General features: G+C 53.6%; 22 protein-coding genes. 12 read left to right on the top strand and 10 right to left on the bottom strand.

Going from position 1 to position 24,558, the window contains the following annotated elements:
• Positions 1–160: 160 nt before the first annotated feature.
• The gene (ahr, locus tag I6L53_RS02925) at positions 161–1,180 is read left to right on the top strand and encodes an NADPH-dependent aldehyde reductase Ahr (protein WP_042321759.1); all 1,020 of its coding nucleotides are present in this window, start codon (positions 161–163) and stop codon (positions 1,178–1,180) included.
• Positions 1,181–1,204: 24 nt separating this feature from the next.
• Here ahr and idnK read toward each other — a convergent pair whose 3' ends face one another.
• A complete protein-coding gene (idnK, locus tag I6L53_RS02920) occupies positions 1,205–1,747 on the bottom strand; it encodes a gluconokinase (protein WP_042321756.1) in 543 nt (180 codons plus the stop codon).
• Between the two features lie 217 nt (positions 1,748–1,964).
• Between idnK and idnD the strand changes: the two genes are divergently transcribed.
• From idnD to I6L53_RS02895, 5 genes are all read left to right on the top strand, one after another.
• Positions 1,965–3,008: an L-idonate 5-dehydrogenase gene (idnD, locus tag I6L53_RS02915; RefSeq protein WP_042321753.1), complete on the top strand. Its 1,044-nt coding sequence runs from the start codon at positions 1,965–1,967 to the stop codon at positions 3,006–3,008.
• A gap of 11 nt (positions 3,009–3,019) precedes the next feature.
• Complete coding sequence (gene idnO / locus I6L53_RS02910) at positions 3,020–3,784, top strand: gluconate 5-dehydrogenase (RefSeq protein ID WP_042321751.1); 765 nt, start codon at positions 3,020–3,022, stop codon at positions 3,782–3,784.
• A gap of 63 nt (positions 3,785–3,847) precedes the next feature.
• Entirely contained in the window at positions 3,848–5,167 is a 1,320-nt protein-coding gene (gene idnT, locus I6L53_RS02905) for a gnt-II system L-idonate transporter (RefSeq protein WP_042321749.1), read from the top strand.
• 58 nt (positions 5,168–5,225) lie between these two features.
• A complete protein-coding gene (gene idnR, locus I6L53_RS02900; RefSeq protein ID WP_042321747.1) occupies positions 5,226–6,224 on the top strand; it encodes a DNA-binding transcriptional regulator IdnR in 999 nt (332 codons plus the stop codon).
• Positions 6,225–6,302: 78 nt separating this feature from the next.
• On the top strand, positions 6,303–7,805 hold the full coding sequence (locus tag I6L53_RS02895; protein ID WP_042321744.1) for a helicase HerA-like C-terminal domain-containing protein: 1,503 nt from the start codon (positions 6,303–6,305) through the stop codon (positions 7,803–7,805).
• Between the two features lie 138 nt (positions 7,806–7,943).
• Here I6L53_RS02895 and lptG read toward each other — a convergent pair whose 3' ends face one another.
• The 3 genes from lptG to ytgA form a co-directional block, all read right to left on the bottom strand.
• Positions 7,944–9,026 (bottom strand): LPS export ABC transporter permease LptG, encoded by a 1,083-nt coding sequence (lptG, locus tag I6L53_RS02890; RefSeq protein ID WP_042321741.1) that lies wholly within the window; start codon positions 9,024–9,026, stop codon positions 7,944–7,946.
• Entirely contained in the window at positions 9,026–10,126 is a 1,101-nt protein-coding gene (gene lptF, locus I6L53_RS02885; RefSeq protein WP_042321738.1) for an LPS export ABC transporter permease LptF, read from the bottom strand. The genes lptG and lptF overlap by 1 nt, the downstream gene beginning before the upstream one ends.
• Before the next feature lie 62 nt (positions 10,127–10,188).
• Complete coding sequence (ytgA, locus tag I6L53_RS02880; RefSeq protein WP_211180521.1) at positions 10,189–10,239, bottom strand: protein YtgA; 51 nt, start codon at positions 10,237–10,239, stop codon at positions 10,189–10,191.
• A gap of 153 nt (positions 10,240–10,392) precedes the next feature.
• Between ytgA and pepA the strand changes: the two genes are divergently transcribed.
• From pepA to I6L53_RS02865, 3 genes are all read left to right on the top strand, one after another.
• A complete protein-coding gene (gene pepA, locus I6L53_RS02875; RefSeq protein WP_042321735.1) occupies positions 10,393–11,904 on the top strand; it encodes a leucyl aminopeptidase in 1,512 nt (503 codons plus the stop codon).
• 134 nt (positions 11,905–12,038) lie between these two features.
• Positions 12,039–12,482 carry a DNA polymerase III subunit chi gene (holC, locus tag I6L53_RS02870; RefSeq protein ID WP_042321732.1) on the top strand — a complete coding sequence of 148 codons (444 nt, stop codon included), beginning with the start codon at positions 12,039–12,041 and terminating at the stop codon, positions 12,480–12,482.
• The gene (locus I6L53_RS02865) at positions 12,482–15,337 is read left to right on the top strand and encodes a valine--tRNA ligase (protein ID WP_042321731.1); all 2,856 of its coding nucleotides are present in this window, start codon (positions 12,482–12,484) and stop codon (positions 15,335–15,337) included. Before holC ends, I6L53_RS02865 begins: the two co-directional genes overlap by 1 nt.
• Positions 15,338–15,421: 84 nt before the next feature.
• Here the strand turns inward: I6L53_RS02865 and I6L53_RS02860 are convergent, their stop codons facing one another.
• The gene (locus I6L53_RS02860; RefSeq protein WP_042321730.1) at positions 15,422–16,621 is read right to left on the bottom strand and encodes a YjgN family protein; all 1,200 of its coding nucleotides are present in this window, start codon (positions 16,619–16,621) and stop codon (positions 15,422–15,424) included.
• Positions 16,622–16,799: 178 nt separating this feature from the next.
• Here I6L53_RS02860 and I6L53_RS02855 point away from each other — a divergent pair, with 178 nt between their 5' ends.
• A complete protein-coding gene (locus I6L53_RS02855) occupies positions 16,800–17,303 on the top strand; it encodes a GNAT family N-acetyltransferase (RefSeq protein WP_042321729.1) in 504 nt (167 codons plus the stop codon).
• A gap of 6 nt (positions 17,304–17,309) precedes the next feature.
• Here I6L53_RS02855 and I6L53_RS02850 read toward each other — a convergent pair whose 3' ends face one another.
• The 3 genes from I6L53_RS02850 to rraB all read right to left on the bottom strand — a co-directional run bounded on the left by I6L53_RS02850 (position 17,310) and on the right by rraB (position 19,471).
• The gene (locus I6L53_RS02850; protein ID WP_042321726.1) at positions 17,310–18,140 is read right to left on the bottom strand and encodes a hypothetical protein; all 831 of its coding nucleotides are present in this window, start codon (positions 18,138–18,140) and stop codon (positions 17,310–17,312) included.
• Positions 18,141–18,221: 81 nt separating this feature from the next.
• A complete protein-coding gene (gene miaE, locus I6L53_RS02845) occupies positions 18,222–18,986 on the bottom strand; it encodes a tRNA isopentenyl-2-thiomethyl-A-37 hydroxylase MiaE (RefSeq protein ID WP_042321723.1) in 765 nt (254 codons plus the stop codon).
• Between the two features lie 59 nt (positions 18,987–19,045).
• Entirely contained in the window at positions 19,046–19,471 is a 426-nt protein-coding gene (rraB, locus tag I6L53_RS02840) for a ribonuclease E inhibitor RraB (RefSeq protein WP_042321721.1), read from the bottom strand.
• A gap of 98 nt (positions 19,472–19,569) precedes the next feature.
• Here rraB and argL point away from each other — a divergent pair, with 98 nt between their 5' ends.
• Together argL and argF are read left to right on the top strand one after the other, a co-directional pair.
• Positions 19,570–19,665: a putative translational regulatory protein ArgL gene (argL, locus tag I6L53_RS23750; RefSeq protein WP_371305914.1), complete on the top strand. Its 96-nt coding sequence runs from the start codon at positions 19,570–19,572 to the stop codon at positions 19,663–19,665.
• On the top strand, positions 19,635–20,639 hold the full coding sequence (argF, locus tag I6L53_RS02835) for an ornithine carbamoyltransferase (protein WP_042321718.1): 1,005 nt from the start codon (positions 19,635–19,637) through the stop codon (positions 20,637–20,639). The genes argL and argF overlap by 31 nt, the downstream gene beginning before the upstream one ends.
• Positions 20,640–20,722: 83 nt before the next feature.
• Here the strand turns inward: argF and I6L53_RS02830 are convergent, their stop codons facing one another.
• Entirely contained in the window at positions 20,723–23,170 is a 2,448-nt protein-coding gene (locus I6L53_RS02830) for a molybdopterin guanine dinucleotide-containing S/N-oxide reductase (protein ID WP_042321715.1), read from the bottom strand.
• A 27-nt stretch (positions 23,171–23,197) separates the two neighbouring features.
• Positions 23,198–24,298, bottom strand: coding sequence for a NapC/NirT family cytochrome c (locus tag I6L53_RS02825; RefSeq protein ID WP_042321713.1), 1,101 nt, complete (start codon positions 24,296–24,298; stop codon positions 23,198–23,200).
• Between the last annotated feature and the right edge of the window lie 260 nt (positions 24,299–24,558).

Raw genomic sequence — 24,558 nt, 5'->3', positions numbered from 1 at the left:
GCACGCAACCATGCAAGCGCTAGCGTGTGTCTTCTCCGTTAAGTGTTGAAAAAATCAGCATACATCCCCCTGTCCCTGTTCCCAATCCCCTCTTCTGCCAGGCGATGCCGTTTGCCATGCTCTACACTTTCCTGTTCAACACCACACTGAGGGAAACATAATGTCGATGATAAAAAGCTATGCCGCAAAAGAGGCGGGCAGCGAACTCGAACTCTTTGAATACGATGCGGGCGAACTCAAGCCGGAAGATGTCGAGGTTCAAGTCGATTACTGCGGTATCTGCCATTCCGATTTGTCGATGATCGACAACGAATGGGGATTCTCTCAATATCCCCTGATTGCCGGACATGAAGTAATTGGCCGCGTGGCAGCTCTCGGCAGCGCGGCACAAGGGAAAGGGCTGAAGATCGGCCAGCGCGTGGGGATTGGCTGGACGGCGCGCAGTTGTGGGCATTGCGATGCCTGTATCAGCGGCAATCAGATCAACTGTCTGGAAGGGGCGGTGCCAACCATTCTCAATCGCGGCGGCTTTGCCGAGAAGCTGCGCGCAGACTGGCAGTGGGTGATCCCGCTTCCGGAAAGTATCGATATTGAATCCGCCGGTCCGCTGCTGTGCGGTGGTATCACGGTGTTTAAACCGCTGCTGATGCACCATATCACCGCCACCAGCCGCGTCGGGGTGATCGGCATTGGCGGGCTGGGACATATCGCCATTAAGTTGCTGCATGCGATGGGGTGTGAGGTCACTGCGTTTAGCTCTAACCCGGCAAAAGAGAAAGAAGTGTTGGCGATGGGGGCTGATAAAGTCGTGAACAGCCGCGATCCGCAGGCATTAACCGCGCTGGCGGGCCAGTTTGATCTCATTATCAACACTGTCAATGTCGATCTCGACTGGCAACCCTACTTCGAAGCGCTGGCCTACGGCGGCAACTTCCACACCGTCGGCGCGGTGTTGAAGCCATTGCCGGTACCCGCCTTTACCCTGATTGCCGGCGATCGCAGCATCTCCGGTTCGGCGACCGGTACGCCGTATGAGCTGCGTAAGCTGATGAAGTTTGCCGGGCGCAGCAATGTCTCGCCGACCACCGAACTGTTCCCGATGTCGCAAATCAACGAGGCTATCCAGCACGTACGTGACGGTAAAGCCCGCTACCGCGTGGTGCTGAAAGCCGATTTCTGACGCTCTGACTCAGCGCCTGCTGGTTCAGATTGAGGTGCTGAGTCGCTCCCGCGCCTGGCGAAACGCCAGTACCGCCTGTTGGCACTGCGCCGTCACGTTCTCAATGTCATGATTTATGTCGATACGCGCGATATCGTCCTCTTCCGCCAGCGGACATTCCAGTGCTTCAAACTGACTTTTCAGTAAAGCGACCGGCATAAAGTGCCCTGCCCGACGCTGCATCCGCGCCAGGATAATGTCGTAGTCACCATCCAGCCAGAGAAAATGCACGTTAGGGCTGCCTTTACGTAAAAAATCGCGATACTGTTTTTTTAATGACGAGCACACAATAAATCCCGTCTCATTTTTTTTATACAGACTATAGGACGCATCATTTAAGCGTTCTAACCACGGCAGTCGGTCTTCATCGGTTAACGGTATTCCCTGCGACATTTTATCAATGTTTTTGGCAGGATGGAGATCGTCGCCATCAATAAATTTCGCCGATAATAATGCTGCAACCTTACTCCCAATTAACGATTTACCACTTCCTGAAACACCCATCAAAATATAGCTTTCCCCGGCCATGTAAAACCCTCTGCGTCATATTCCATGGCGCGATACTACGCCTGCGCAATCGGCAATTTCACGCTTTTTTATTTCCATAGATGAGAATTATAAAGCGCATCACGTTATGCGTAACATTGTAGTGTAACAATTTTCCAGTGTGACACCCGTCACAAATAAGAACAATTAAAACCGCTTAAATGCACCGGAGATGAAGTCCTGACCCAGTGAGGCATTTATGGAAGTGAAAACTCAATCCTGCGTTGTCGCGGGTAAGCATTCTGTTGCCGTAACACAACAGAATATCGAATGGAATAATAAAGGTACGCTCGTAAAAATAACCCGCGGAGGAATTTGCGGATCTGATTTACATTATTATCAGGAAGGCAAAGTCGGTAATTTTACCGTCAAAGCGCCAATGATTTTAGGTCATGAAGTTATTGGCAAAGTGGTCCATAGCGATTCAGAAACATTACGCGAAGGACAGTCAATTGCCATTAATCCGTCTAAACCGTGCGGCCATTGTAAATACTGCCTTCAGCATGAAGAAAACCAGTGTACTGAAATGCGCTTTTTTGGCAGCGCAATGTATTTCCCGCACGTTGATGGGGGGTTTACCCAGTTTAAAACGGTTGATACCGCCCAGTGCATTCCTTACCCGGAACAGGCAGACGAAAAGGTCATGGCTTTTGCCGAACCGTTGGCGGTGGCCATCCATGCCGCACATGAGGCCGGCGATCTGCAGGGTAAGAAAGTATTTATCTCTGGCGTCGGCCCTATCGGCTGCCTGATCGTCAGCGCGGTGAAAACGCTGGGCGCCGCGGAAGTGGTCTGCGCTGATGTCAGCGCGCGCTCGCTGTCGCTGGCTCAGCAAATGGGCGCAAATATGCTGGTGAATCCTCAAAATGACTCGCTCGATCAGTGGAAAACGGAGAAAGGCTATTTCGATATTAGCTTCGAAGTCTCGGGCCATCCCTCCTCTATCACCACCTGTCTGGAAGTCACCCGTGCAAAAGGAGTGATGGTGCAGGTTGGTATGGGCGGCGCCGTTCCTGATTTCCCGATGATGATGCTGATCGGCAAAGAAATCATGCTGAAAGGCTCTTTCCGCTTTACCACCGAGTTTAACACCGCGGTCTCCTGGCTGGCGCACAACGTTATCGATCCGCTGCCGCTGTTGAGTGCGGAATACCCGTTTACCGACCTGGAACAGGCGCTGATTTTCGCCAGCGATAAAACTCAGGCGGCGAAAGTTCAGCTCGTCTTTGAGAATGAAAAATAAGGAGCAACATCATGAACGATCTTTTTTCACTGGCAGGTAAAAATATACTGATCACCGGTTCCGCCCAGGGGATCGGGTATTTACTGGCAACGGGTCTCGGCAAATATGGCGCGCAGATTATCGTTAACGATATTACGTCGGAACGGGCAGAAGCCGCCGTCGCAAAACTGCAGCAGGAAGGGATCCGCGCCGTTGCTGCGCCTTTTAACGTGACGCATAAACAGGATATCGACGCCGCGATAGAGCATATCGAAAAAGATATTGGCCCGATTGATGTACTGGTCAATAACGCCGGGATCCAGCGCCGCCACCCGTTTACTGAATTTCCAGAGCAGGAGTGGAACGACGTGATTGCGGTCAACCAGACCGCCGTGTTCCTCGTCTCCCAGGCGGTAACCCGTCGGATGGTTGAGCGCCAGGCCGGGAAAGTGATCAACATCTGCTCGATGCAGAGCGAACTGGGTCGCGACACCATCACGCCGTACGCCGCCTCGAAAGGCGCCGTGAAGATGCTGACTCGCGGCATGTGCGTTGAGCTGGCGCGCCATAACATCCAGGTTAACGGCATCGCGCCGGGGTACTTCAAAACCGAGATGACCAAAGCGCTGGTTGAAGATGAAGCCTTCACCTCATGGCTGTGTAAACGTACGCCTGCCGCCCGCTGGGGCGATCCACAGGAACTGATTGGTGCAGCGGTATTCCTCTCCTCCAGGGCCTCGGACTTCGTCAACGGACACCTGCTGTTCGTTGATGGCGGCATGCTGGTCGCGGTGTAACCGCTGAACAACCCTACGCAGCGCGCAAGCGCTGCCTTTTTGGCACAGATAAGAGATAAGATTATGCCATTAATCATAATTGCGGCAGGCGTCGCGCTGCTTCTGGTCCTGATGATTGGCTTTAAAGTCAATGGCTTCATCGCCCTGGTTCTGGTCGCAGCCGTCGTGGGATTCGCCGAAGGGATGGACGCACAGGCAGTTTTACATTCCATTCAAAACGGGATTGGCGGCACGCTCGGCGGGCTGGCGATGATCCTCGGTTTTGGCGCAATGTTGGGGAAATTGATTTCTGATACGGGTGCTGCACAACGCATTGCCACGACCCTGATCGGTACATTTGGTAAAAAGCGCGTGCAGTGGGCGCTGGTCGTCACCGGACTGGTTGTCGGGCTGGCGATGTTCTTCGAGGTTGGATTTGTTCTGCTGCTGCCGCTGGTATTTACGGTGGTAGCCTCATCCGGTTTGCCGCTGCTGTACGTCGGCGTGCCGATGGTCGCCGCTCTCTCGGTGACCCACTGTTTCCTGCCGCCGCATCCGGGACCGACCGCCATTGCGACGATTTTTGAAGCCAGTCTCGGCACCACGCTGCTGTACGGGTTCATTATCACCATACCTACGGTGATTGTTGCAGGTCCTCTGTTTTCAAAACTGCTGACCCGCTTTGAAAAAGCGCCACCGGAAGGCTTATTTAACCCACACCTGTTCACCGAAGAGGAGATGCCGTCCTTCTGGAACAGTATCTTTGCGGCGGTGATCCCCGTCATACTGATGGCTGTTGCCGCCGTCTGTGAAATTACGCTGCCAAAAACCAACTCCGTACGGGTATTCTTTGAGTTTATCGGTAACCCTGCGGTCGCGCTGTTTATCGCTATTGTACTGGCGATTTTCACCCTCGGTCGACGCAATGGCCGCACGATTGAACAGATCATGGATATCGTCGGGGATTCTATCGGTGCCATTGCGATGATTGTGTTCATTATCGCCGGCGGCGGCGCGTTTAAGCAGGTTCTGGTGGACAGCGGCGTGGGCCAGTATATTTCGCAGTTAATGACCGGCACCTCACTGTCGCCGCTGCTGATGTGCTGGACGGTGGCAGCATTGCTGCGTATTGCGCTGGGGTCAGCGACCGTTGCCGCAATTACTACCGCAGGCGTGGTGCTACCGATCATTAACGTCACTCATGCCGATCCGGCGTTGATGGTGCTGGCAACCGGGGCTGGCAGCGTGATCGCTTCGCACGTAAACGATCCTGGATTCTGGCTGTTTAAAGGTTACTTCAATCTTAGCGTCGGTGAAACGCTGCGGACGTGGACGGTGATGGAGACCCTGATTTCGATTATGGGACTGCTGGGCGTGCTGGCGCTAGACGCCGTTCTGCATTAAGGCGGGATTAACTGCCGGGGAGCGATGTTCGCCGCCGCTCCCCGGTACAGGAGAGATGATGAGGAACCACAGAATTTCTTTGCAGGACATCGCCACGCTCGCGGGCGTGACCAAAATGACGGTGAGCCGCTATATCCGCTCGCCGAAAAAAGTCGCAAAGGAAACCGGCGAGCGTATCGCGCAGATCATGGAGGAGATTAACTACATCCCGAACCGTGCGCCTGCCATGCTGTTGAACGCGCAAAGCTACACGCTTGGTGTGTTAATTCCTTCATTTCAGAACCAGCTCTTCGCCGATATTCTTGCCGGTATTGAATCCGTTACTTCTGACCACAACTATCAGACCCTGATTGCCAACTACAACTACGATCGCGAATCAGAAGAAGAGTCAGTGATCAATCTGCTCTCCTACAATATCGACGGCATCATTCTTTCCGAGAAGTATCACACCCTGCGGACGGTGAAATTCCTGCGCTCGGCGGCCATTCCCATCATCGAACTGATGGATATCCAGGGCGATCGTCTGGATATGGAAGTCGGGTTTGATAACCGTCAGGCGGCGTTTGATATGGTCAGCACCATGCTGGATAAACGCCAGCGGCGCAAAATTCTCTATCTCGGTTCGAAAGACGATATCCGTGATGAACAACGTTTTTGCGGCTACTGCGACGCGATGACACAGCGAAACCTGACGCCTCTGCGCGTTAACCCGCGGGCGATCTCGTCGATTCATCTGGGTACGCAACTGATGCGCGACGCGCTCGTCGCCCACCCGGATTTAGACGGCGTTTTCTGCACCAATGATGATATCGCAATGGGTGCGCTGCTGTTCTGCCGGGAACGCGAACTGTCCGTGCCGGAGCAAATCTCCATTGCCGGTTTCCACGGTCTGGAGATGGGCCGACAGATGATCCCCAGCCTTGCCAGCGTCATTACGCCCCGTTTTGATATTGGTCGCATGGCGGCGCAGATGTTGCTGAGCAAAATCAAGAACAACGACCACAACCATAATACGATCGATTTGGGATACCAGATTTATCACGGCAATACGCTATAAGTGATTTTCTCTCCCCTGCGCATATTCTCTTTCCTTCACATTGCCTATACTCGACGCAGGATAAATGGAGGAAATCTAATGAGCTCACCCCTGCTGATTGCCCGCACGCCAGACACTGAACTGTTTTTACTCCCCGGTATGGCGAACCGTCATGGACTGATTACTGGCGCGACCGGTACCGGAAAAACCGTCACGCTGCAAAAACTGGCCGAATCGCTGTCGGAAATCGGCGTACCGGTATTTATGGCCGATGTGAAAGGTGATTTAACAGGTGTCGCCGCTGAGGGACAAGCTTCCGAGAAGCTGCTCGCCAGGTTGAAAAACATCGGTATTACCGACTGGCAACCGCATAGCAACCCGGTGGTGCTGTGGGATATCTTCGGTGAAAAAGGCCATCCGGTTCGTGCCACGGTCTCTGACCTCGGGCCGCTCTTGCTGGCGCGTCTGCTGAACCTTAACGAAGTACAGTCCGGCGTACTGAACATTATCTTCCGCATTGCTGACGATCAGGGGCTGTTGCTGCTGGATTTCAAAGACCTGCGGGCCATCACCCAGTACATCGGCGATAACGCCAAATCCTTCCAGAATCAGTATGGCAATATCAGCAGCGCTTCGGTCGGCGCTATTCAGCGCGGACTGCTGACGCTTGAACAGCAAGGGGCAACGCACTTCTTTGGCGAGCCAATGCTCGACATCAAAGACTGGATGCAGACCGATGCCAATGGCAAAGGGACCATCAATATTCTCAGCGCCGAGAAGCTCTACCAGATGCCGAAACTCTACGCTGCCAGCCTGCTGTGGATGCTCTCCGAGCTGTATGAGCAACTACCGGAAGCCGGCGATCTGGAAAAACCGAAGCTGGTCTTCTTCTTCGATGAAGCGCATCTGCTGTTCAATGACGCCCCGCAGGTGCTGCTGGATAAAATCGAACAGGTGATCCGTCTCATCCGCTCGAAAGGGGTTGGTGTCTGGTTTGTTTCGCAGAACCCGGCGGATATTCCGGATAACGTACTCGGTCAGTTGGGCAACCGCGTTCAGCACGCCCTACGCGCCTTCACGCCGAAAGATCAGAAAGCGGTGAAAACCGCCGCGCAAACCATGCGTGCCAATCCGGCGTTTGATACGGAGAAAGCGATTCAGGAACTGGGCACCGGCGAAGCGCTGGTTTCGTTTCTTGATGCCAAAGGTAGCCCGTCGGTCGTCGAGCGGGCGATGGTAATTGCCCCGTGCTCACGTATGGGACCGGTGACGGATGATGAGCGCAACGGGCTGATCAACCACTCTGCGGTTTATGGCAAATACGAAGACGATCTGGACCGGGAGTCCGCGTTTGAAATGCTGCAAAAAGGCATACAAGTGGCAACTGAACAACAGAGTAATCCCCCCGCGAAAGGTAAAGAAGTGGCCGTTGACGACGGTATTCTTGGCGGTCTGAAAGATATTCTGTTCGGCACTACCGGGCCACGCGGCGGTAAAAAAGATGGTGTGGTGCAGACAATGGCGAAAAGCGCCGCCCGTCAGGTGACCAATCAAATCATCCGCGGGGTATTAGGCAGCCTGATGGGTGGAAGAAGACGCTAGGCATTGCGCCGCAGTTTGCCGGATGGCGGCGTAACCGCCTTATCCGGCCTACAAGAGATGACAACTTACGCATCATAATTCGCGAGCAGGCCTGATAAGCGCAGCGCCATCAGGCACTGCGCCAGAACGTGCCGGAGATTATGACTTACGCATCATCAGCCAGAGGCTGATTAAGAAGAACGAGGCGCTCGGCAGCAGCGCGCCGATAATCGGCGGAATGCCGTACACCAGCGTCAACGGACCGAATATCTGGTCCAGCACGTAGAAGACAAAACCAAAGCTTATCCCCGTCACCACACGCACACCCATCGGCACGCTACGCAGCGGACCAAAGATGAACGACAGCGCCATCAGCATCATCACCGCCACGGACAGCGGCTGGAAGACTTTGCTCCACATATTGAGCTGATAGCGTCCGGCCTCCTGGCCGCTCGACTTCAGGTACTTCACGTAATTGTGCAGACCGCTGATGGAGAGCGCATCCGGGTCCAGCGCCACCACGCCCAGTTTGTCCGGCGTGAGGTTGGTTTTCCAGGTACTGCTCACTATTTGCGAACCGGTTACCTGCTTCGGATCGGTCAAATTCGACTCATCCACCTGCGACAACCGCCAGACCTTCTGTTCCGGGTCAAACTTCGCAGATGCGGCATAGCGCACCGACTGCAGACGACGCTGATCGTTAAAGGCGTAGATACTGATACCGCCTAACTCTTCGTCGCCTTTCACCCGTTCAATGTACACAAAGTTATTGCCGTCTTTCGCCCACAGCCCCTGCTGGGTGGAAAGCAGCGAACCGCCGTACATCGCCTGCGCCCGGTAGTTACGCGCCATTTGCTCGCCCTGCGGCGCAACCCACTCGCCGATGGCCATGGTCAGCAGCACCAGCGGGATCGCGGTTTTCATCACCGAGAGCGCCACCTGCATACGGGTAAAACCCGACGCTTGCATCACCACCAGTTCGCTGCGCTGGGCCAGCATCCCAAGTCCCAACAGCGCGCCAAGCAGCGCCGCCATCGGGAAGAAAATCTGCACATCTTTTGGCACGCTGAGCAGGGTGTACATCCCCGCGCCCAGCGCATCGTAGCTCCCCTGCCCGGCTTTTTTCAGCTGGTCAACAAACTTGATAATGCCGGAAAGCGACACCAGCATGAACAACGTCAACATGATGGTGGTGAAAATGGTTTTACCGATATAGCGGTCAAGGACACCAAATGGCTGCATCACACCGCTCCTTTACGCGAAAAACGGGCGCGCAGACGGCGCACCGGCACTGTATCCCACAGGTTCAGCCCCACCGCCAGCGCCAGGTACAGCAGGTTGACGGCCCACATCCAGATAACCGGGTCCAGCTTACCTTTCCCGCCGTTGGATTTCAGGGAGGTCTGGATCAGGAAGAACATCAGATACAACAGCATCGCAGGCAGCATCGACAGCACCCGCCCCTGACGCGGGTTGACCACGCTCAACGGCACGACCATCAGTGCCATCATAAATACGGTGAATACCAGCGTGATACGCCAGTGCAGTTCCGCACGGGCCCGATCGGTATCGGTGGACCACAGCGTGCGCATATCCATCTGATCGGTATCGTTAGGATCCAGCGCCACCGCCTGGTGACCAATTATCGCCTGATAGTCCTGGAAGTCGGTGATGCGGAAATCGCGCAGCAGCGCGGTGCCTTCAAAGCGGGTGCCTTTGTTCAGCGTGACCACCTGCGTGCCGTCACGCAGTTGCGATAAATGTCCGGAATCGGCGACCACCACGGAAGGACGAGCGTTACCTTTCGGGCGAATCTGCGCGAGGAACACATCTTTAAAATCGCTACCCTCAACGCTTTCAATGAACAGTACCGAGCCGCCGTTGGTGGCCTGCTGGAACTGCCCTTGCGCCAGTGCCGCCATTCCAGGGTTGGCTTTCGCCTCGGCGAGTACCTCATCCTGATGCTTTGACGACCACGGTCCCGCCCACATGACGTTAACGGCGGCAATGATCCCGGTGAACAGCGCCAGGATCATGGCGGCTTTCACCAGCACGGATTTGCTCAGACCGCAGGCGTGCATCACCGTAATTTCACTTTCGGTATACAGTTTGCCCAACGTCATCAACAGTCCAAGGAACAGGCTGAGCGGCAGGATGAGCTGCGCCATTTCAGGCACGCCGAGGCCCAGCAGCGAGAGCACCAGATTTGCCGGAATGTCACCGTCAACCGCTGCGCCAAGGATCCTCACTAACTTTTGACAAAAGAAGATCAAAAGCAGGATGAAGAGGATGGCAAGCTGGCTTTTGAGCGTCTCCCGCACCAGATATCTTATGATTATCACTTTAAATACGCCCGTAAAAACTCGTCTTTTGCAGGAATTTAGCTTGTTTCATGGCTTAAACGTCATTTATTCTCTTGAGTCGTCGAAATCGTCGCTAAAATTATTATACTCAGCGGATTCGCCACTCAGAACGCGTTCTGATGTGCCAATGCCGTAATAACGTTAAGATTAACACGAAGTCACCGCAACTGCGGACATGAGTTACGAAAGCTTGCAATTCTAACCGCAGGCGCCGCCGTTGTCTTTAAGATTCAGGAGCGTAGTGCATGGAGTTTAGTGTAAAAAGCGGTAGCCCGGAGAAACAGCGGAGTGCCTGCATCGTCGTGGGCGTCTTTGAACCACGCCGCCTTTCTCCGATTGCAGAACAGCTCGATAAAATCAGCGACGGGTACATTAGTGCCCTGCTGCGCCGTGGCGAACTGGAAGGCAAACCAGGTCAGACCTTGTTGTTGCACCATGTTCCCAACGTGCTGTCCGAGCGTATTCTCCTCATCGGATGTGGCAAAGAGCGCGAGCTGGATGAACGTCAATATAAGCAGGTGATTCAGAAAACGATAAATACTCTGAATGATACCGGCTCAATGGAAGCCGTCTGCTTCCTGACCGAACTGCACGTCAAAGGCCGCAACAACTACTGGAAAGTGCGTCAGGCTGTCGAGACAGCCAAAGAAACGCTGTACAGTTTCGATCAGTTGAAAACCACCAAAAGCGAGCCGCGTCGCCCGCTGCGTAAAATGGTCTTCAACGTGCCGACCCGCCGTGAACTGACCAGCGGCGAACGTGCGATCCAGCACGGTCTCGCCATTGCCGCCGGTATTAAGGCCGCGAAAGATCTCGGCAACATGCCGCCGAACATCTGTAACGCCGCCTATCTGGCCTCTCAGGCGCGCCAGTTGGCTGACAGCTACAGTAAGAATGTGGTCACCCGCGTCATCGGCGAACAGCAGATGAAAGAGCTGGGAATGCACTCTTACCTCGCCGTCGGTCACGGTTCGCAGAACGAATCGCTGATGTCGGTGATCGAGTACAAAGGCAGTCCGTCCGAAGATGTCCGGCCAATCGTGTTGGTTGGTAAAGGGCTCACCTTTGACTCCGGCGGTATCTCCATCAAACCTGCCGAAGGCATGGACGAGATGAAGTACGACATGTGCGGTGCCGCTGCCGTTTACGGTGTGATGCGCATGGTGGCAGAGCTTCAGCTACCGATCAACGTCATCGGCGTACTGGCAGGCTGTGAAAATATGCCTGGTGGTCGCGCCTATCGTCCGGGCGACGTGCTGACGACAATGTCCGGTCAGACGGTTGAAGTACTGAACACCGATGCCGAAGGCCGTCTGGTGCTCTGCGACGTCTTAACCTACGTTGAACGTTTTGAGCCGGAAGCGGTGATCGACGTGGCAACCCTGACGGGTGCCTGCGTGATTGCGCTGGGCCATCACATCACCAGTCTGATGTCAAACCATAACCCGCTGGCCCACGAGCTGATCGGCGCGTCCGAACAGGCAGGCGACCGCGCATGGCGTCTGCCGCTGGGCGATGAGTATCAGGAACAGCTGGAGTCCAACTTCGCGGATATGGCGAATATCGGCGGTCGTCCTGGCGGTGCAATTACTGCGGGCTGCTTCCTGTCCCGTTTTACCCGCAAGTACAACTGGGCGCACCTCGATATCGCTGGTACCGCCTGGCGCTCCGGGAAAGCCAAAGGCGCAACCGGTCGTCCGGTGGCGCTGTTGTCACAGTTCCTGCTCAATCGTGCGGGTTTTTCCGGTGAAGAGTAAGTTTGAGATTGCCCCGTAGGCCGGATTAGCGCCGCCATCCGGCAAAATGCCTGATGGCGGTGCTAATGCGCCTTATCAGGCCTACGGTGTGCAACATGGCAACGCGTTTAAATCCACCACAAGAAGTCCCATATATGAAAAATGCAACGTTCTACCTTCTGGACAACGAAAACGCCGTCGATGGCTTAAGCGCCGTCGAGCAACTGGTGTGTGAAATTGCCGCAGAACGTTGGCGCAGTGGCAAACGCGTATTAATTGCCTGTGAAGACGAAAAACAGGCGATTCGCCTGGATGAAGCGCTGTGGTCCAGACCGGCTGACAGTTTCGTCCCGCACAATCTGGCAGGTGAAGGACCGCGCGGCGGTTCGCCGGTGGAAATTGCCTGGCCGGAAAAACGTAACAGCAGCCCACGCGATCTGCTCATCAGTTTGCGCGTTGGCTTTGCAGATTTTGCCACCGCTTTCACAGAAGTGATAGACTTCGTCCCTTACGAAGATTCTTTGAAACAATCGGCACGCGAACGCTACAAAGCCTACCGCGTGGCTGGTTTTAACCTGAATACGGCAACCTGGAAATAATGGAAAAGACATACAACCCCCAAGATATCGAACAGCCGCTTTACGAGCACTGGGAAAAGCAGGGCTATTTCAAGCCTAACGGCGATGAAAGCAAAGAGTCCTTCTGCATCATGATCCCGCCGCCGAACGTCACCGGCAGTTTGCATATGGGTCATGCTTTCCAGCAAACCATCATGGACACCCTGATCCGCTACCAGCGCATGCAGGGGAAAAATACCCTGTGGCAGGTCGGTACCGACCACGCGGGTATCGCGACCCAGATGGTGGTTGAGCGTAAAATTGCCGCTGAAGAAGGTAAAACCCGTCACGATTATGGTCGCGATGCCTTTATCGACAAAATCTGGCAGTGGAAAGCGGAATCCGGCGGCACCATCACTCGCCAGATGCGCCGTCTCGGTAACTCCGTTGACTGGGAGCGCGAGCGTTTTACCATGGACGAAGGTCTTTCCAATGCCGTGAAAGAAGTGTTTGTCCGCCTGTACAAAGAAGATCTGATTTACCGTGGCAAACGTCTGGTGAACTGGGATCCAAAACTGCGCACCGCTATTTCTGATCTGGAAGTAGAAAACCGCGAGTCTAAAGGCTCAATGTGGCACATCCGCTACCCGCTGGCCGACGGCGCAAAAACCGCCGACGGTAAAGATTACCTGGTTGTTGCGACCACCCGTCCGGAAACCCTGCTCGGCGATACCGGCGTGGCCGTCAACCCGGAAGATCCGCGTTATAAAGATCTGATTGGCAAATTCGTGGTGCTGCCGCTGGTAAACCGCCGCATTCCGATCGTCGGTGACGAACATGCCGACATGGAAAAGGGCACCGGCTGCGTGAAGATCACCCCGGCGCACGACTTTAACGACTACGAAGTCGGTCGTCGTCATGCCCTTCCCATGATCAACATCTTCACCTTTGATGGCGATATTCGCGAAACGGCGGAAGTGTACGACACCAAAGGCAACGAGTCCGACGTTTACTCCAATGAAATCCCGGCACAGTTTCAGAAACTGGAGCGCTTTGCCGCACGTAAAGCGGTAGTTGCCGCGATTGACGCGCTGGGCCTGCTGGAAGAAATTAAACCTCACGATCTGACCGTACCGTACGGCGACCGTGGCGGCGTGGTTATCGAACCAATGCTGACCGACCAGTGGTACGTCCGTGCCGACGTGCTGGCAAAACCGGCGGTGGAAGCGGTTGAGAACGGCGACATTCAGTTCGTACCGAAGCAGTACGAAAACATGTATTTCTCCTGGATGCGTGATATTCAGGACTGGTGTATCTCCCGTCAGTTGTGGTGGGGTCACCGTATTCCGGCATGGTACGACAACAACGGCAACGTCTATGTTGGCCGCAACGAAGACGAAGTACGTCAGGAAAATAACCTGGGTGCCGACGTTGCCCTGCGTCAGGACGAAGACGTTCTTGATACCTGGTTTTCCTCCGCGCTGTGGACGTTCTCCACGCTCGGCTGGCCGGAAAACACCGACGCACTGCGTCAGTTCCATCCGACTTCCGTGATGGTCTCCGGCTTCGACATCATCTTCTTCTGGATTGCCCGCATGATCATGATGACCATGCATTTCATCAAAGATGAAAATGGCAAACCGCAGGTTCCGTTCCACACGGTTTACATGACTGGCCTGATCCGCGACGACGAAGGGCAGAAAATGTCCAAATCCAAGGGCAACGTCATTGATCCGTTGGATATGGTCGACGGGATATCCCTGGCAGACCTGCTGGAGAAACGTACCGGCAACATGATGCAGCCGCAGTTGGCCGAGAAAATCCGTAAGCGCACCGAGAAACAGTTCCCGGACGGCATTGAGCCGCACGGTACCGACGCCCTGCGCTTCACTCTGGCCGCGCTCGCCTCTACCGGTCGCGACATCAACTGGGATATGAAGCGTCTGGAGGGTTACCGTAATTTCTGTAACAAGCTGTGGAACGCCAGCCGCTTTGTGCTGATGAACACGGAAGACCAGGATTGCGGTTTCAACGGCGGCGAAATGACCTTGTCGCTGGCGGACCGCTGGATCCTGGCGGAATTCAACCAGACCACTAAAGCGTACCGTGAAGCGCTGGACAACTTCCGCTTTGATATCGCCGCAGGCATTCTGTACGAGTTCACCTGGAACCAGTTCTGCGACTGGTATCTGGAGCTGACGAAGCCGGTGATGAACGGCGGAACGCAAGCTGAACTGCGCGGCACTCGCCACACGCTGGTCAGCGTGCTGGAAGGTTTGCTGCGTCTGGCGCACCCGATCATTCCATTTATTACGGAAACCATCTGGCAGCGTGTGAAAGTGATTGCCGGTATCGATGCAGATACCATCATGTTGCAGCCGTTCCCGGACTATAACGCCGCCCAGGTGGATGAAGCCGCACTCGCCGATACCGAATGGCTGAAGCAGGCGATCACCGCGGTGCGTAATATCCGTGCGGAAATGAACATTGCCCCGGGCAAACCGCTGGAACTGCTGCTGCGTGGCTGCAGCAAGGACGCGGAACGTCGCGTGAACGACAACCGTAGCTTCTTGCTGAACCTGGCGCGTCTGGAGAGCATCACCGTGCTGCCTGCCGATGATAAAGGTCCGGTATCGGTCACCAAAATCATTGACGGTGCCGAGCTGCTGATCCCGATGGCAGGCCTCATCAATAAAGAAGATGAGCTGGCGCGTCTGGCGAAAGAAGTGGCAAAAATCGAAGGTGAAATTAGCCGTATTGAAAACAAACTGGCTAACGAAGGCTTTGTGGCGCGCGCTCCGGAAGCGGTGATCGCCAAAGAGCGTGAGAAACTGGACGGTTATGCGGAAGCGAAAGCGAAACTGATTGAGCAGCAGGCGGTCATCGCCGCGCTGTAATCGAATGACCGGATAACGGTAATGTAAAAAGGCCGGAGCATGCTCCGGCCTTTTTGTATCAGATGCTTTATCCGACTTGTTATATCAGATAAAGGGGATCTGCGGCATCATACCGCGTGACAGCACCGCAATCGGCCCCGTCTCAGGTTGTTCGTCATGGTCAGTTAACTCAAGGGTATCCAGATCGCCATCAACCCAGGTATTTGCCGCCAGGAAACGCAGATAGCGCATCTTCATTAACGGGTAGGCCAGCCCCAGCGTAATGGACGACACCACGGCAATCAGCACCCACTGCGCCACCAGCGCATGAAATGCGATCCCGGAATGAAAACGGATACCGCCGTTCGCGAGCGTCAGGTTGTTCATAAAATGGTTGCGTAATCCCATCCACATATAGCCCGTCGAGAGCAGTATCGCCGCGAAGTAAAGCAGGTAACAGACGGCAATTTGCCCCGAGTGGTTTAAAATCAACATACCCAGCAGCTCGTCACTCATTCTCCCGCTCATATTGGCCAACATGATCGCGCCGAAAATGTCAGAGAAGAGCCAGGCGATAACCGCCAGGAAAGGCACAACGATCAGCATCGACAGTAAACATACTTTTATGCACTGCTTCACGCTGACAGCAACGGAGAAACGGTGAACGCCAAATTGCCCCCCCTCACCGACCAGTGAAATCCATTTTGCATAAACGATACCGGCAATCACTCCAACGCCAACAAGAATAATAGCAAACACCAGCGCGGCTTTTGTAATAATAGCCCCAATGCCGTAAGAATCTTCACCAGGAATATTCATTATCGGCAGGATCACTATGGCCAGTAGAATATAAAGTACGACAGGTAATCCCATCATCACCCACCACGCGCGTCCCAATGAACTGTGAAAGTTGAAGCGAACATTATTCAGCGTGGTCATCATGGCATTATATTTTATGCTCTTGACCATAAACACCGGTAACACCAGGAAAAATGCCAACAACAGAACCAGTTCAAGTTCAGGAATTGACTCCACGAAGGAGATCGCGACAATATAACAGAAAAAGCAAAACCAGCTCAGGAAAATGGCCAACCCTGTCGCATGATAGCCAAAACGCGCACCGTTCAATTCCATATGTTCGTAAATATAACGACGACTACGCACCATTGCCCACGGTGAATAAATACCAAGAGTAATGATACATAAAATGACATTCGTCAGGCAGATAATAAAATATTCTCCTGCACGACCATGAAAATCAAACTGCCAACGGGATTTTCGCTCATTTTTCACAAACAAATCCATAACAATTCCTTTGTTTTCAAAAATAAATCTAATAGATATTAAAAGTATACTTATCAGCGAAGACAGAATAACCTGTTCATTGAATGAACGCTTGTTTTTTTACGTACCGCTTGCATGCTTTCAAAGAGAATGATATCACTTACAATTATATATATATTTAGATTTAATAACCGAAAATATGAATAACCAAAAGCATCAACCGCTCACCCTCCGCCGCCTTTCAGCACAGGACAATCCTGTCATCGCTGCGGTTATCCGTCAGGTTTCCGCCGAATACGGTCTCACCGCAGACAAAGGCTACACCGTTGCCGATCCGAATCTGGACGAACTGTATCAGCTCTACTCTCAGCCAGGGCACGCCTATTGGGTAGTGGAGCGTAATGGAGAAATCGTGGGTGGCGGCGGAATTGCCCCATTAACGTGTAGCGAACCGGACATTTGCGAGCTGCAAAAGATGTACTTTTTGCCCGCGGCGCGAGGACAAGGCATGGCGAAGAAACTGGCGCTAATGGCGATGGATCACGCTCGCGCGCAGGGGTTTAAACACTGCTATCTGGAAACTACCGCCTTTTTACGCGAGGCGATTGGCCTGTACGAACATTTAGGGTTTGAGCATATCAGCGAACCGCTGGGCTGCACCGGGCACGTCGATTGCGAAGTGCGCATGCTCAAACCCCTGTAAGATCGGTTATTGCATCTCAGGCGATACAGAAAGTCGAATCACGCCAGCGGCCTGTGCGGCTGGCAATTTCAGCACTTCCACCCACATATCCTGCACCAGATCGCAGACCACCTTCTCCTTCCCTACGCCCTTCTGCGGCTCAGCCATAAGCTGTACATCCTGCCCGTAACGCTGCACCAGTATTGGTACGACGTTTTGCAGATCCTGCATGGCCTGCTGTTTCTCAGCGTCTGTCACCGTGTGTTTATTGACCCCGTAGGCGGCACGCATCATCATGGCATCGCCTTCCATACGCCGTTTCAGAATATCCTGCGAGATAAAACGCATCGGGTTAATCCCGCCTTTAACCTGCGGGAAGAGAAAGCGGAAACACTCGTCGTCGCCTTTTTTCTGCACCTCGGCAATCTGTTCGAGATTGATCTTCATATAGTCAATGACATTACTGTCCGGCGCCTGCTGTAAACGCGACATCTGAATTTGCAGCACCTGCGGTTGAATGGTATCGATAATTTGCTGCTCGGTTTTACCTTCATTTTTCAACTGCAGCGCCTGCGTACGAAGATGGATCCAGAATGCCGGCTCCTGTTCCTTCAGCACCTGAAACGTCGGCATTTGCAGTAACGCGGCATCAAACTGCTGCTCTTCCGTTTGACCGGACGCCGCTTTTTCTCGCGGGATCAGGTAGTGCACGTCAAAGAGGTTCCACGCGACGATTGCCACAATCATCAGCACCGCGCCGGAGGCTTTTCCCACCCAGCCTTTTTTACGCATCAACCCAATCACTGCGGCGATAACCGCGCCAACGTAGCCTGCGAGAAGTACATGTGTCCAGTTCATCGGTATTCCTTGCCCTGAAAAGGACACATTTTTCCCTGCTCACAACAGGATGTCACCTTGCTGCTGTCAGAACTACCGAAATTAAGAGGCAACGGGTACACCGCTGTGAAAGCGAAACTTGTTGTCCGGTGAGACAATCAGCGCGGCCTCCACTTCGCCAAAATGGCGTACACGAGGAGAAATATCTTCCTGTGATACCTGTTGCGCCAGCGCCAGATAGTCCTGGAAGTGACGCGCTTCAGAGCGCAGCAGCGACAGGTAGAACTTTTGCAAATCGTTATCGAGAAACGGGGCCAGCGCGGCAAAGCGTTCGCAGGAGCGCGCTTCGATGTAAGCACCGCAAATCAGCTTATCAATCAGCGTCAGCGGTTCATGCGTGCGCACCGCTTTCAGCATCCCTTTCGCGTAGCGACTGGCGGAGATCTTCACATAAGGAATGTTTCTGGCCTGCATCGCTTCACGCACTTGCCAGAAGTGGTGCAGTTCTTCTTTTATCAATAGCACCATGCTATCGATAAGCTGGCGGCCCCACGGATCGTCCGTTTCCGGCATCACGCTTTTACCAATCTGTTTATGGAGCGCGACAAAGTCGGGTTCTGGCCCCTCCCGAAAGGCGAAGGCTTCATACGGCTGTAGCCAGGCGAGCAGCGCCTCTGCACCCGGTTTATCCGCCACGTACTTACGCACCAGCAGCATCGCCGTTTGCGCCGCCTTAAGTTCGCATATCAGATGATCGGTAAGCAGCAGAGGAAGGTTTTGCGGATCGCGCGCCTGGTCGATCCAGGCCTGCGGGGTAGGACAGTGCAGAAACTGGCGTACCGGGGAGAGAATTTGCGGATAGTCCATGTGTAACCTGTCGAAAGAGTACGGCAGCAAACTGCCGTACTTTTTAACGTTCGGGGTTCTTAGTGACGCACACCGTCGTCATCTTCGTCGACGTAGTCTTCGTCGTCGCCTTCTTCACCTTCTTCACCGTTCGGATCTTCAAAGTAGGTGCCCCAGCCGTCGTATTCAACATCATATTTCTCAGCCAGGTTCATCAGTTGTTCAACCTGCGCGTCGATAAGATCGGCTTTCAGCGCACATTCACTGAGGATATCGCAGCAAATGACAGTGTCGCCTTCTTCCACTTCCAGCTCTTCCGGCTCGGTCACTTCGTAGCCAAGTTTAAACGCTTCAACCGCGGCTTTTTCCAGGGTTTCGAAGTCGTCTGCGGAAAGGTGGTGCTCGATGGTATACAGCGCGTCCGGGTCGCTGCCATCATCCAGTAATTCTTCAATAATCAGGCGCGTTTCTTCACGCTGCTCTTCCAGTTGTTCCGGGTTTGCCATGGCTCGTTCCTCATAATGTCCTGCCGATACTCTTATTGTCACATACCACCGTCATTGCCTCCACCTTTCCAGAAAAGATTTGTTAATCGGGGTTGCAAATGCATAATCATCCATATAAATTGAATTTTAATTCAATAGATGGCATTAGCCATGGGAGGGAACTATGTCAGGTTTTTATCAGAAGCATTTTTTAAAGTTACTCGATTTCACCTCTGCTGAACTCACCACGCTCATCCAACTTGCCGCAAAACTGAAAGCCGATAAAAAAAACGGTAAAGAAGAACAAAAACTTACGGGCAAAAACATCGCGCTCATCTTCGAAAAAGACTCGACCCGCACACGATGCTCTTTCGAAGTTGCCGCTTACGACCAGGGAGCTCGCGTCACTTATCTCGGTTCCAGCGGGAGCCAGATCGGGCATAAAGAGTCAATTAAGGACACCGCACGCGTGCTGGGCAGGATGTATGACGGCATTCAGTATCGCGGTTACGGTCAGGAAGTGGTCGAAACGCTGGCCGACTATGCCGGTGTACCGGTATGGAATGGGTTGACCAATGAGTTCCATCCTACCCAGTTGCTGGCCGACCTGCTGACAATGCAGGAACATTTACCGGGTAAAGCGTTTAACGACATGACGCTGGTGTATGCCGGTGATGCGCGCAATAACATGGGTAACTCAATGCTGGAAGCTGCCGCACTCACTGGACTGGATCTACGTCTGGTAGCGCCAAAAGCCTGCTGGCCTGAAGCATCGCTGGTCGCAGAATGCAGTGCGATGGCGAAGAAAAACGGCGGCAACATTACGCTCACCGAAAATATCGCGGCAGGTGTGAAGGGAGCAGACTTTATCTATACCGACGTCTGGGTATCAATGGGCGAACCAAAAGAGAAGTGGGCGGAGCGTATCGCCATGCTGCGTGACTATCAGGTCAACAGCCAGATGATGGCGCTTTCCGGGAATCCGCAGGTGAAGTTCCTGCACTGTTTGCCCGCCTTTCATGACGACCAGACCACGCTCGGTAAAAAGATGGCGGAGGAATTTGGTCTGCACGGCGGAATGGAAGTCACCGATGAGGTATTTGAATCCCCGGCCAGCATTGTGTTCGACCAGGCCGAGAACCGGATGCACACCATTAAAGCCGTGATGGTGGCAACACTGGCACAGTAATGTTCTCCGCAAAGAAAAACCCCACATATCCATGTGGGGTTCATGAGTAATCTGCAACGAAAATCACAGATTACAATCGTGAATTACGCGCCCATTGGTGGTGTAAACGCGGTGAGTTCCAGCTCCGGTCCGGTGTATTTCTCCGCCATCACCAGCGCAGTGTTGCCCGCACAGCCATTTGCCAGACGCGAGGTCGGGATGTCCTTGGTAAGCACGTTGGCCCCACCGTTTTTACAGATCCCGGTGCCTGCGTAATCCAGATCCGGCCAGGCGCCTTCATGGATACACACCACGCCCTGCTTGATGCCATCAGTGACTTTCGCGCCGGTCAACACCTGGCCGCGCGCGTTCCAGACACGCACCAAATCGCCGTCGGCAATGCCGCGTTTTTTCGCATCTTCCGGATGGATGTAAAACGGCTCACGGTTGGCTACCGCATACTGTTTGCGCAGCGATGCATAGTTAAGCTGACTGTGTAAACGATGCGCCGGATGCGCGGTCAACAGTTGCAGTTCACCCTCTTTAGCGTTGCCCGCCCACTCATCGGGTTCCAGCCAGGTCGGATGCGCCGGGCAATCCTTATAGTTGAAGCCTTCGATGGTTTTTGAGTAAATCTCGATTTTACCGCTCGGCGTACCCAGCGGGTTCATCACCGGGTCCTTACGGAAATCGGCATAGCGCACAAATGCTTCTTCTTTCGGGTTCTTACGCATTTCGATCAGCTTGTTCGCCTCCCAGAAGGCGGTGAACTGCGGCATATTGACACGCTGTTGACGCGCACCTTTCTGCGCCACGTCGTAGAACTCGCGCAGCCAGTCCATTTCGCTCTTGCCTTCGGTATAAACGGCTTTACCGCCAGGCTTGAGCAACTCCGCCATATCCGCGAACACATCAAAATCGTTGCGGGCTTCGAATTGCGGTGGGATGGCTTGTTTCATCGGCACCAGATGCTGGTTACTGTAGTCGCCGGTCATGGTCAGGTCGTTACGCTCAAACGATGTGGTGATCGGCAGAACGATATCAGCGTGCTTGGCGGCAGCCGTCCAGTAGCACTCGGAGATCACCACCAGTTCCGGTTTTTGCCAGGCTTTCACCAGCCGGTTAGTGTCCTGATGATGCGTAAAGTTGCCACCACCGGCCCACCAGATCATGCGCAGATCGGGGAAGGTTTGTTCCTTACCATTGTGTTGATATTTGCCGCCGGGGTTTTCCAGGGCTTCAACAATACGCGCAACCGGGAACGCTTCAACCGCATCGGAAGTTGCCCAGTCGTTACCAGCAGACGAGCCGCCTGCGATTGTTGCTGAAATCGCCGACAGCACACCCCCGCTACGGGTTGGGTTGCCGCCGTTTGAGTAATGGTAAGAGAAGCCGAAACCGCCGCCCTCGGTACCAATCTGGCCGAGCATCGCCGCCAGGGTGACCAGCATCCAGTGGCGCTGTTCGCCGTACTGCTGACGCTGAATGCCCCAGCCCGCCATCAGCATGGTTTTATTCTTAGCAAAGATTTCCGCAAGGACTTCCATTTGCTTCGCCGGAACACCGCAAATCTTCTCGGCCCAGGCCGGATTTTTCGGCGTGTTATCGCTTTTACCTGTCAGATAGGCTTCGAACTCGCCATAGCCGGTGGTGTATTTATCCAGGAAGGCTTTGTCATGCAGTCCTTTTTCTACCAGCGCGAATGCAATCCCCAACATCATCGCCACGTCGGTACCCATATTCGGTGCAATCCACTGCGCTTTATCACCGAAGAAATCGATAGTTTCTGAACGTTGCGGATCGATGGCGATAACGGTTTTGCCGGAAGCTTTCAGTTTATTGAAGTACTCAAGGCCTTGCTCGTCAGTACTGGTCCAGGCAATTTTCAGGGTGTTCAGTGGGTTAAGGCCCCACAGGACCACCACCTGGCTATGTTCGAGGAGCAGCGGCCATGCCGTCTGCTGTTCGTAAACTTCTACCGAACCGACTACGTGCGGCATGATCACCTGTGCCGCACCAGTAGAGTAGTCGCCGGTATGCCCGGTGTAGCCACCGGCCATACTCATGTAGCGCTGAAGCAGCGTCTGAGCTTTGTGCAACACACCACTGGAGCGCCAGCCATAAGAACCCGCAAATATGGAGGATGGGCCATGCTCGGCACGGATACGCGCGTGTTGCTCGTGGATGAGCTTCATGGCGTCTTCCCATGACACTTTGACGAACTCGTCTTTACCACGGTTGCCGTCCGGTTTGCCCGGCGCATTCAGGAAGCCTTTACGTACCATCGGAGATTGAATACGGCACGGGGTATGCGCCTGATCCGGTGCGGTGGTTTGCAGATCGTTAGGAATCGTTTTCGCCAGCGCACCGCGCGACGAAACAATTTTTCCGTCTTTAACGTCGATGTACATCGCACCCCAACGCCCTGCGGTAAGGATCGCGTTACCCGGCGCGTCTGCGGCCCACGCCTGCATCGGGATTGCCGAGGTAATAATCATCGCGCCAGCGGAACCGCCAGCATATTTTATAAAGTTACGTCGTGTAAGGTTCATAGGTTTTCCTTTAATAGTAATTTTCAGTTATTCCTTGGCGGTAAAATCTTTGGCGTGATACTGGAACCAGCGTGTCAGGATGTCTAAATCCTCAGCGCTGATATCCGTTCTCGCGCCCATCCCTTTGGCAACGGAAGGCCAGGCGTTTAAGGTGTAATGTTCAGAAGAAATCGGTGCATGACATCCGGAGCAATACGTTTTGTCGAGTGTTTTGGCGTAGTCCCAGATCACGTCGGGTTTACTCAGTGCGGGCTTGGCCAGAGGTGCGCGCAGAGAAACATTGCGCCACGCGTTTCCGTAGGGATCTTTTTCCCAGTCGCTGGAGATTTTGAGCGCTTTTTGACCTTCATCGGTCAGCGTGGCCAGAACTAAACGCTGGCCCGCCGCGAAGTAAATCACCTGCTCGGCTCCCTGCATTTGACTGCCAATAATCTCCACTTCACGCGCCTCGCCGGATTGACCCACTACGTTCAGTTTGGTGGCCGGATAAACCGTGCCCAGATTACCCAGCTCGGACGGCGCAACGGGATACACTTCTTTTGCATCAGCCGGCGTCTGGCGTGCGCTTTCCATCAGCGCATCATGGGCTTTGGTGTCGATCGTGATTTCAGGCGGGAAGTGCGCGATACCTTTATGACAATCAATACAGGTTTGTTTTTCTTTAATGCCCAGCGCATGCATTTTCTGCGCGTCGGCGCTCTGCTTTTGCAGATCCATGGCGTCAAACTGATGGCACGAGCGGCAGGTCGCCGAATCGTTGGCTTTCATCTGCTCCCAGACGGTCTCCGCCATCTCAAGGCGATGCGCCTCATATTTTTCCGGCGTATCAATTTTGCCGGTGACAAACTCATGCCAGACATCCTTGCTGGCCCGAACTTTAGTGATCAGGTAATCCATACCCGATTGCGGAATATGGCAATCCTGGCACTCGGCGCGGATACCTTTTTGGTTCATAAAGTGTGCGGAACCCTGATACTCTTCATAGGGCGCCTGCATTGTGTGGCAGGAGAGACAAAACGCGGTGTCTGACGTTTTATGCATCACCCACAGGGATGACAGCGCGAGTGTTCCCCCCAGTAGAACGCCCACGAAAACAAGACCAGCTATCCACTTCCATTTTTTATTCATACCTTGCCCTGAAATTAATTCAAAAGTTAATATTTTTTTTGTGCAAGATATTTTGCTGGATGATTTTTCAACAAGAATTGATGTAACACAAAAGTGTTATTAACCAGACAGAGTTAAACGTGCTTTTGATCGAGTTTTTGAAAGTTAATAGAAAATGTTACGGCTAACCGTATGTTGTAACTGAAGTTTCAGTGATGGCGGTATGAAATTAAATATATAACGCCTGACTAAAATTAACCCTACGTTATATATTTAGGTAT

The organism is Citrobacter farmeri (assembly GCF_019048065.1).
Taxonomy (GTDB): domain Bacteria; phylum Pseudomonadota; class Gammaproteobacteria; order Enterobacterales; family Enterobacteriaceae; genus Citrobacter_A; species Citrobacter_A farmeri.
This window is presented reverse-complemented; position numbering and strand designations above follow the sequence as displayed.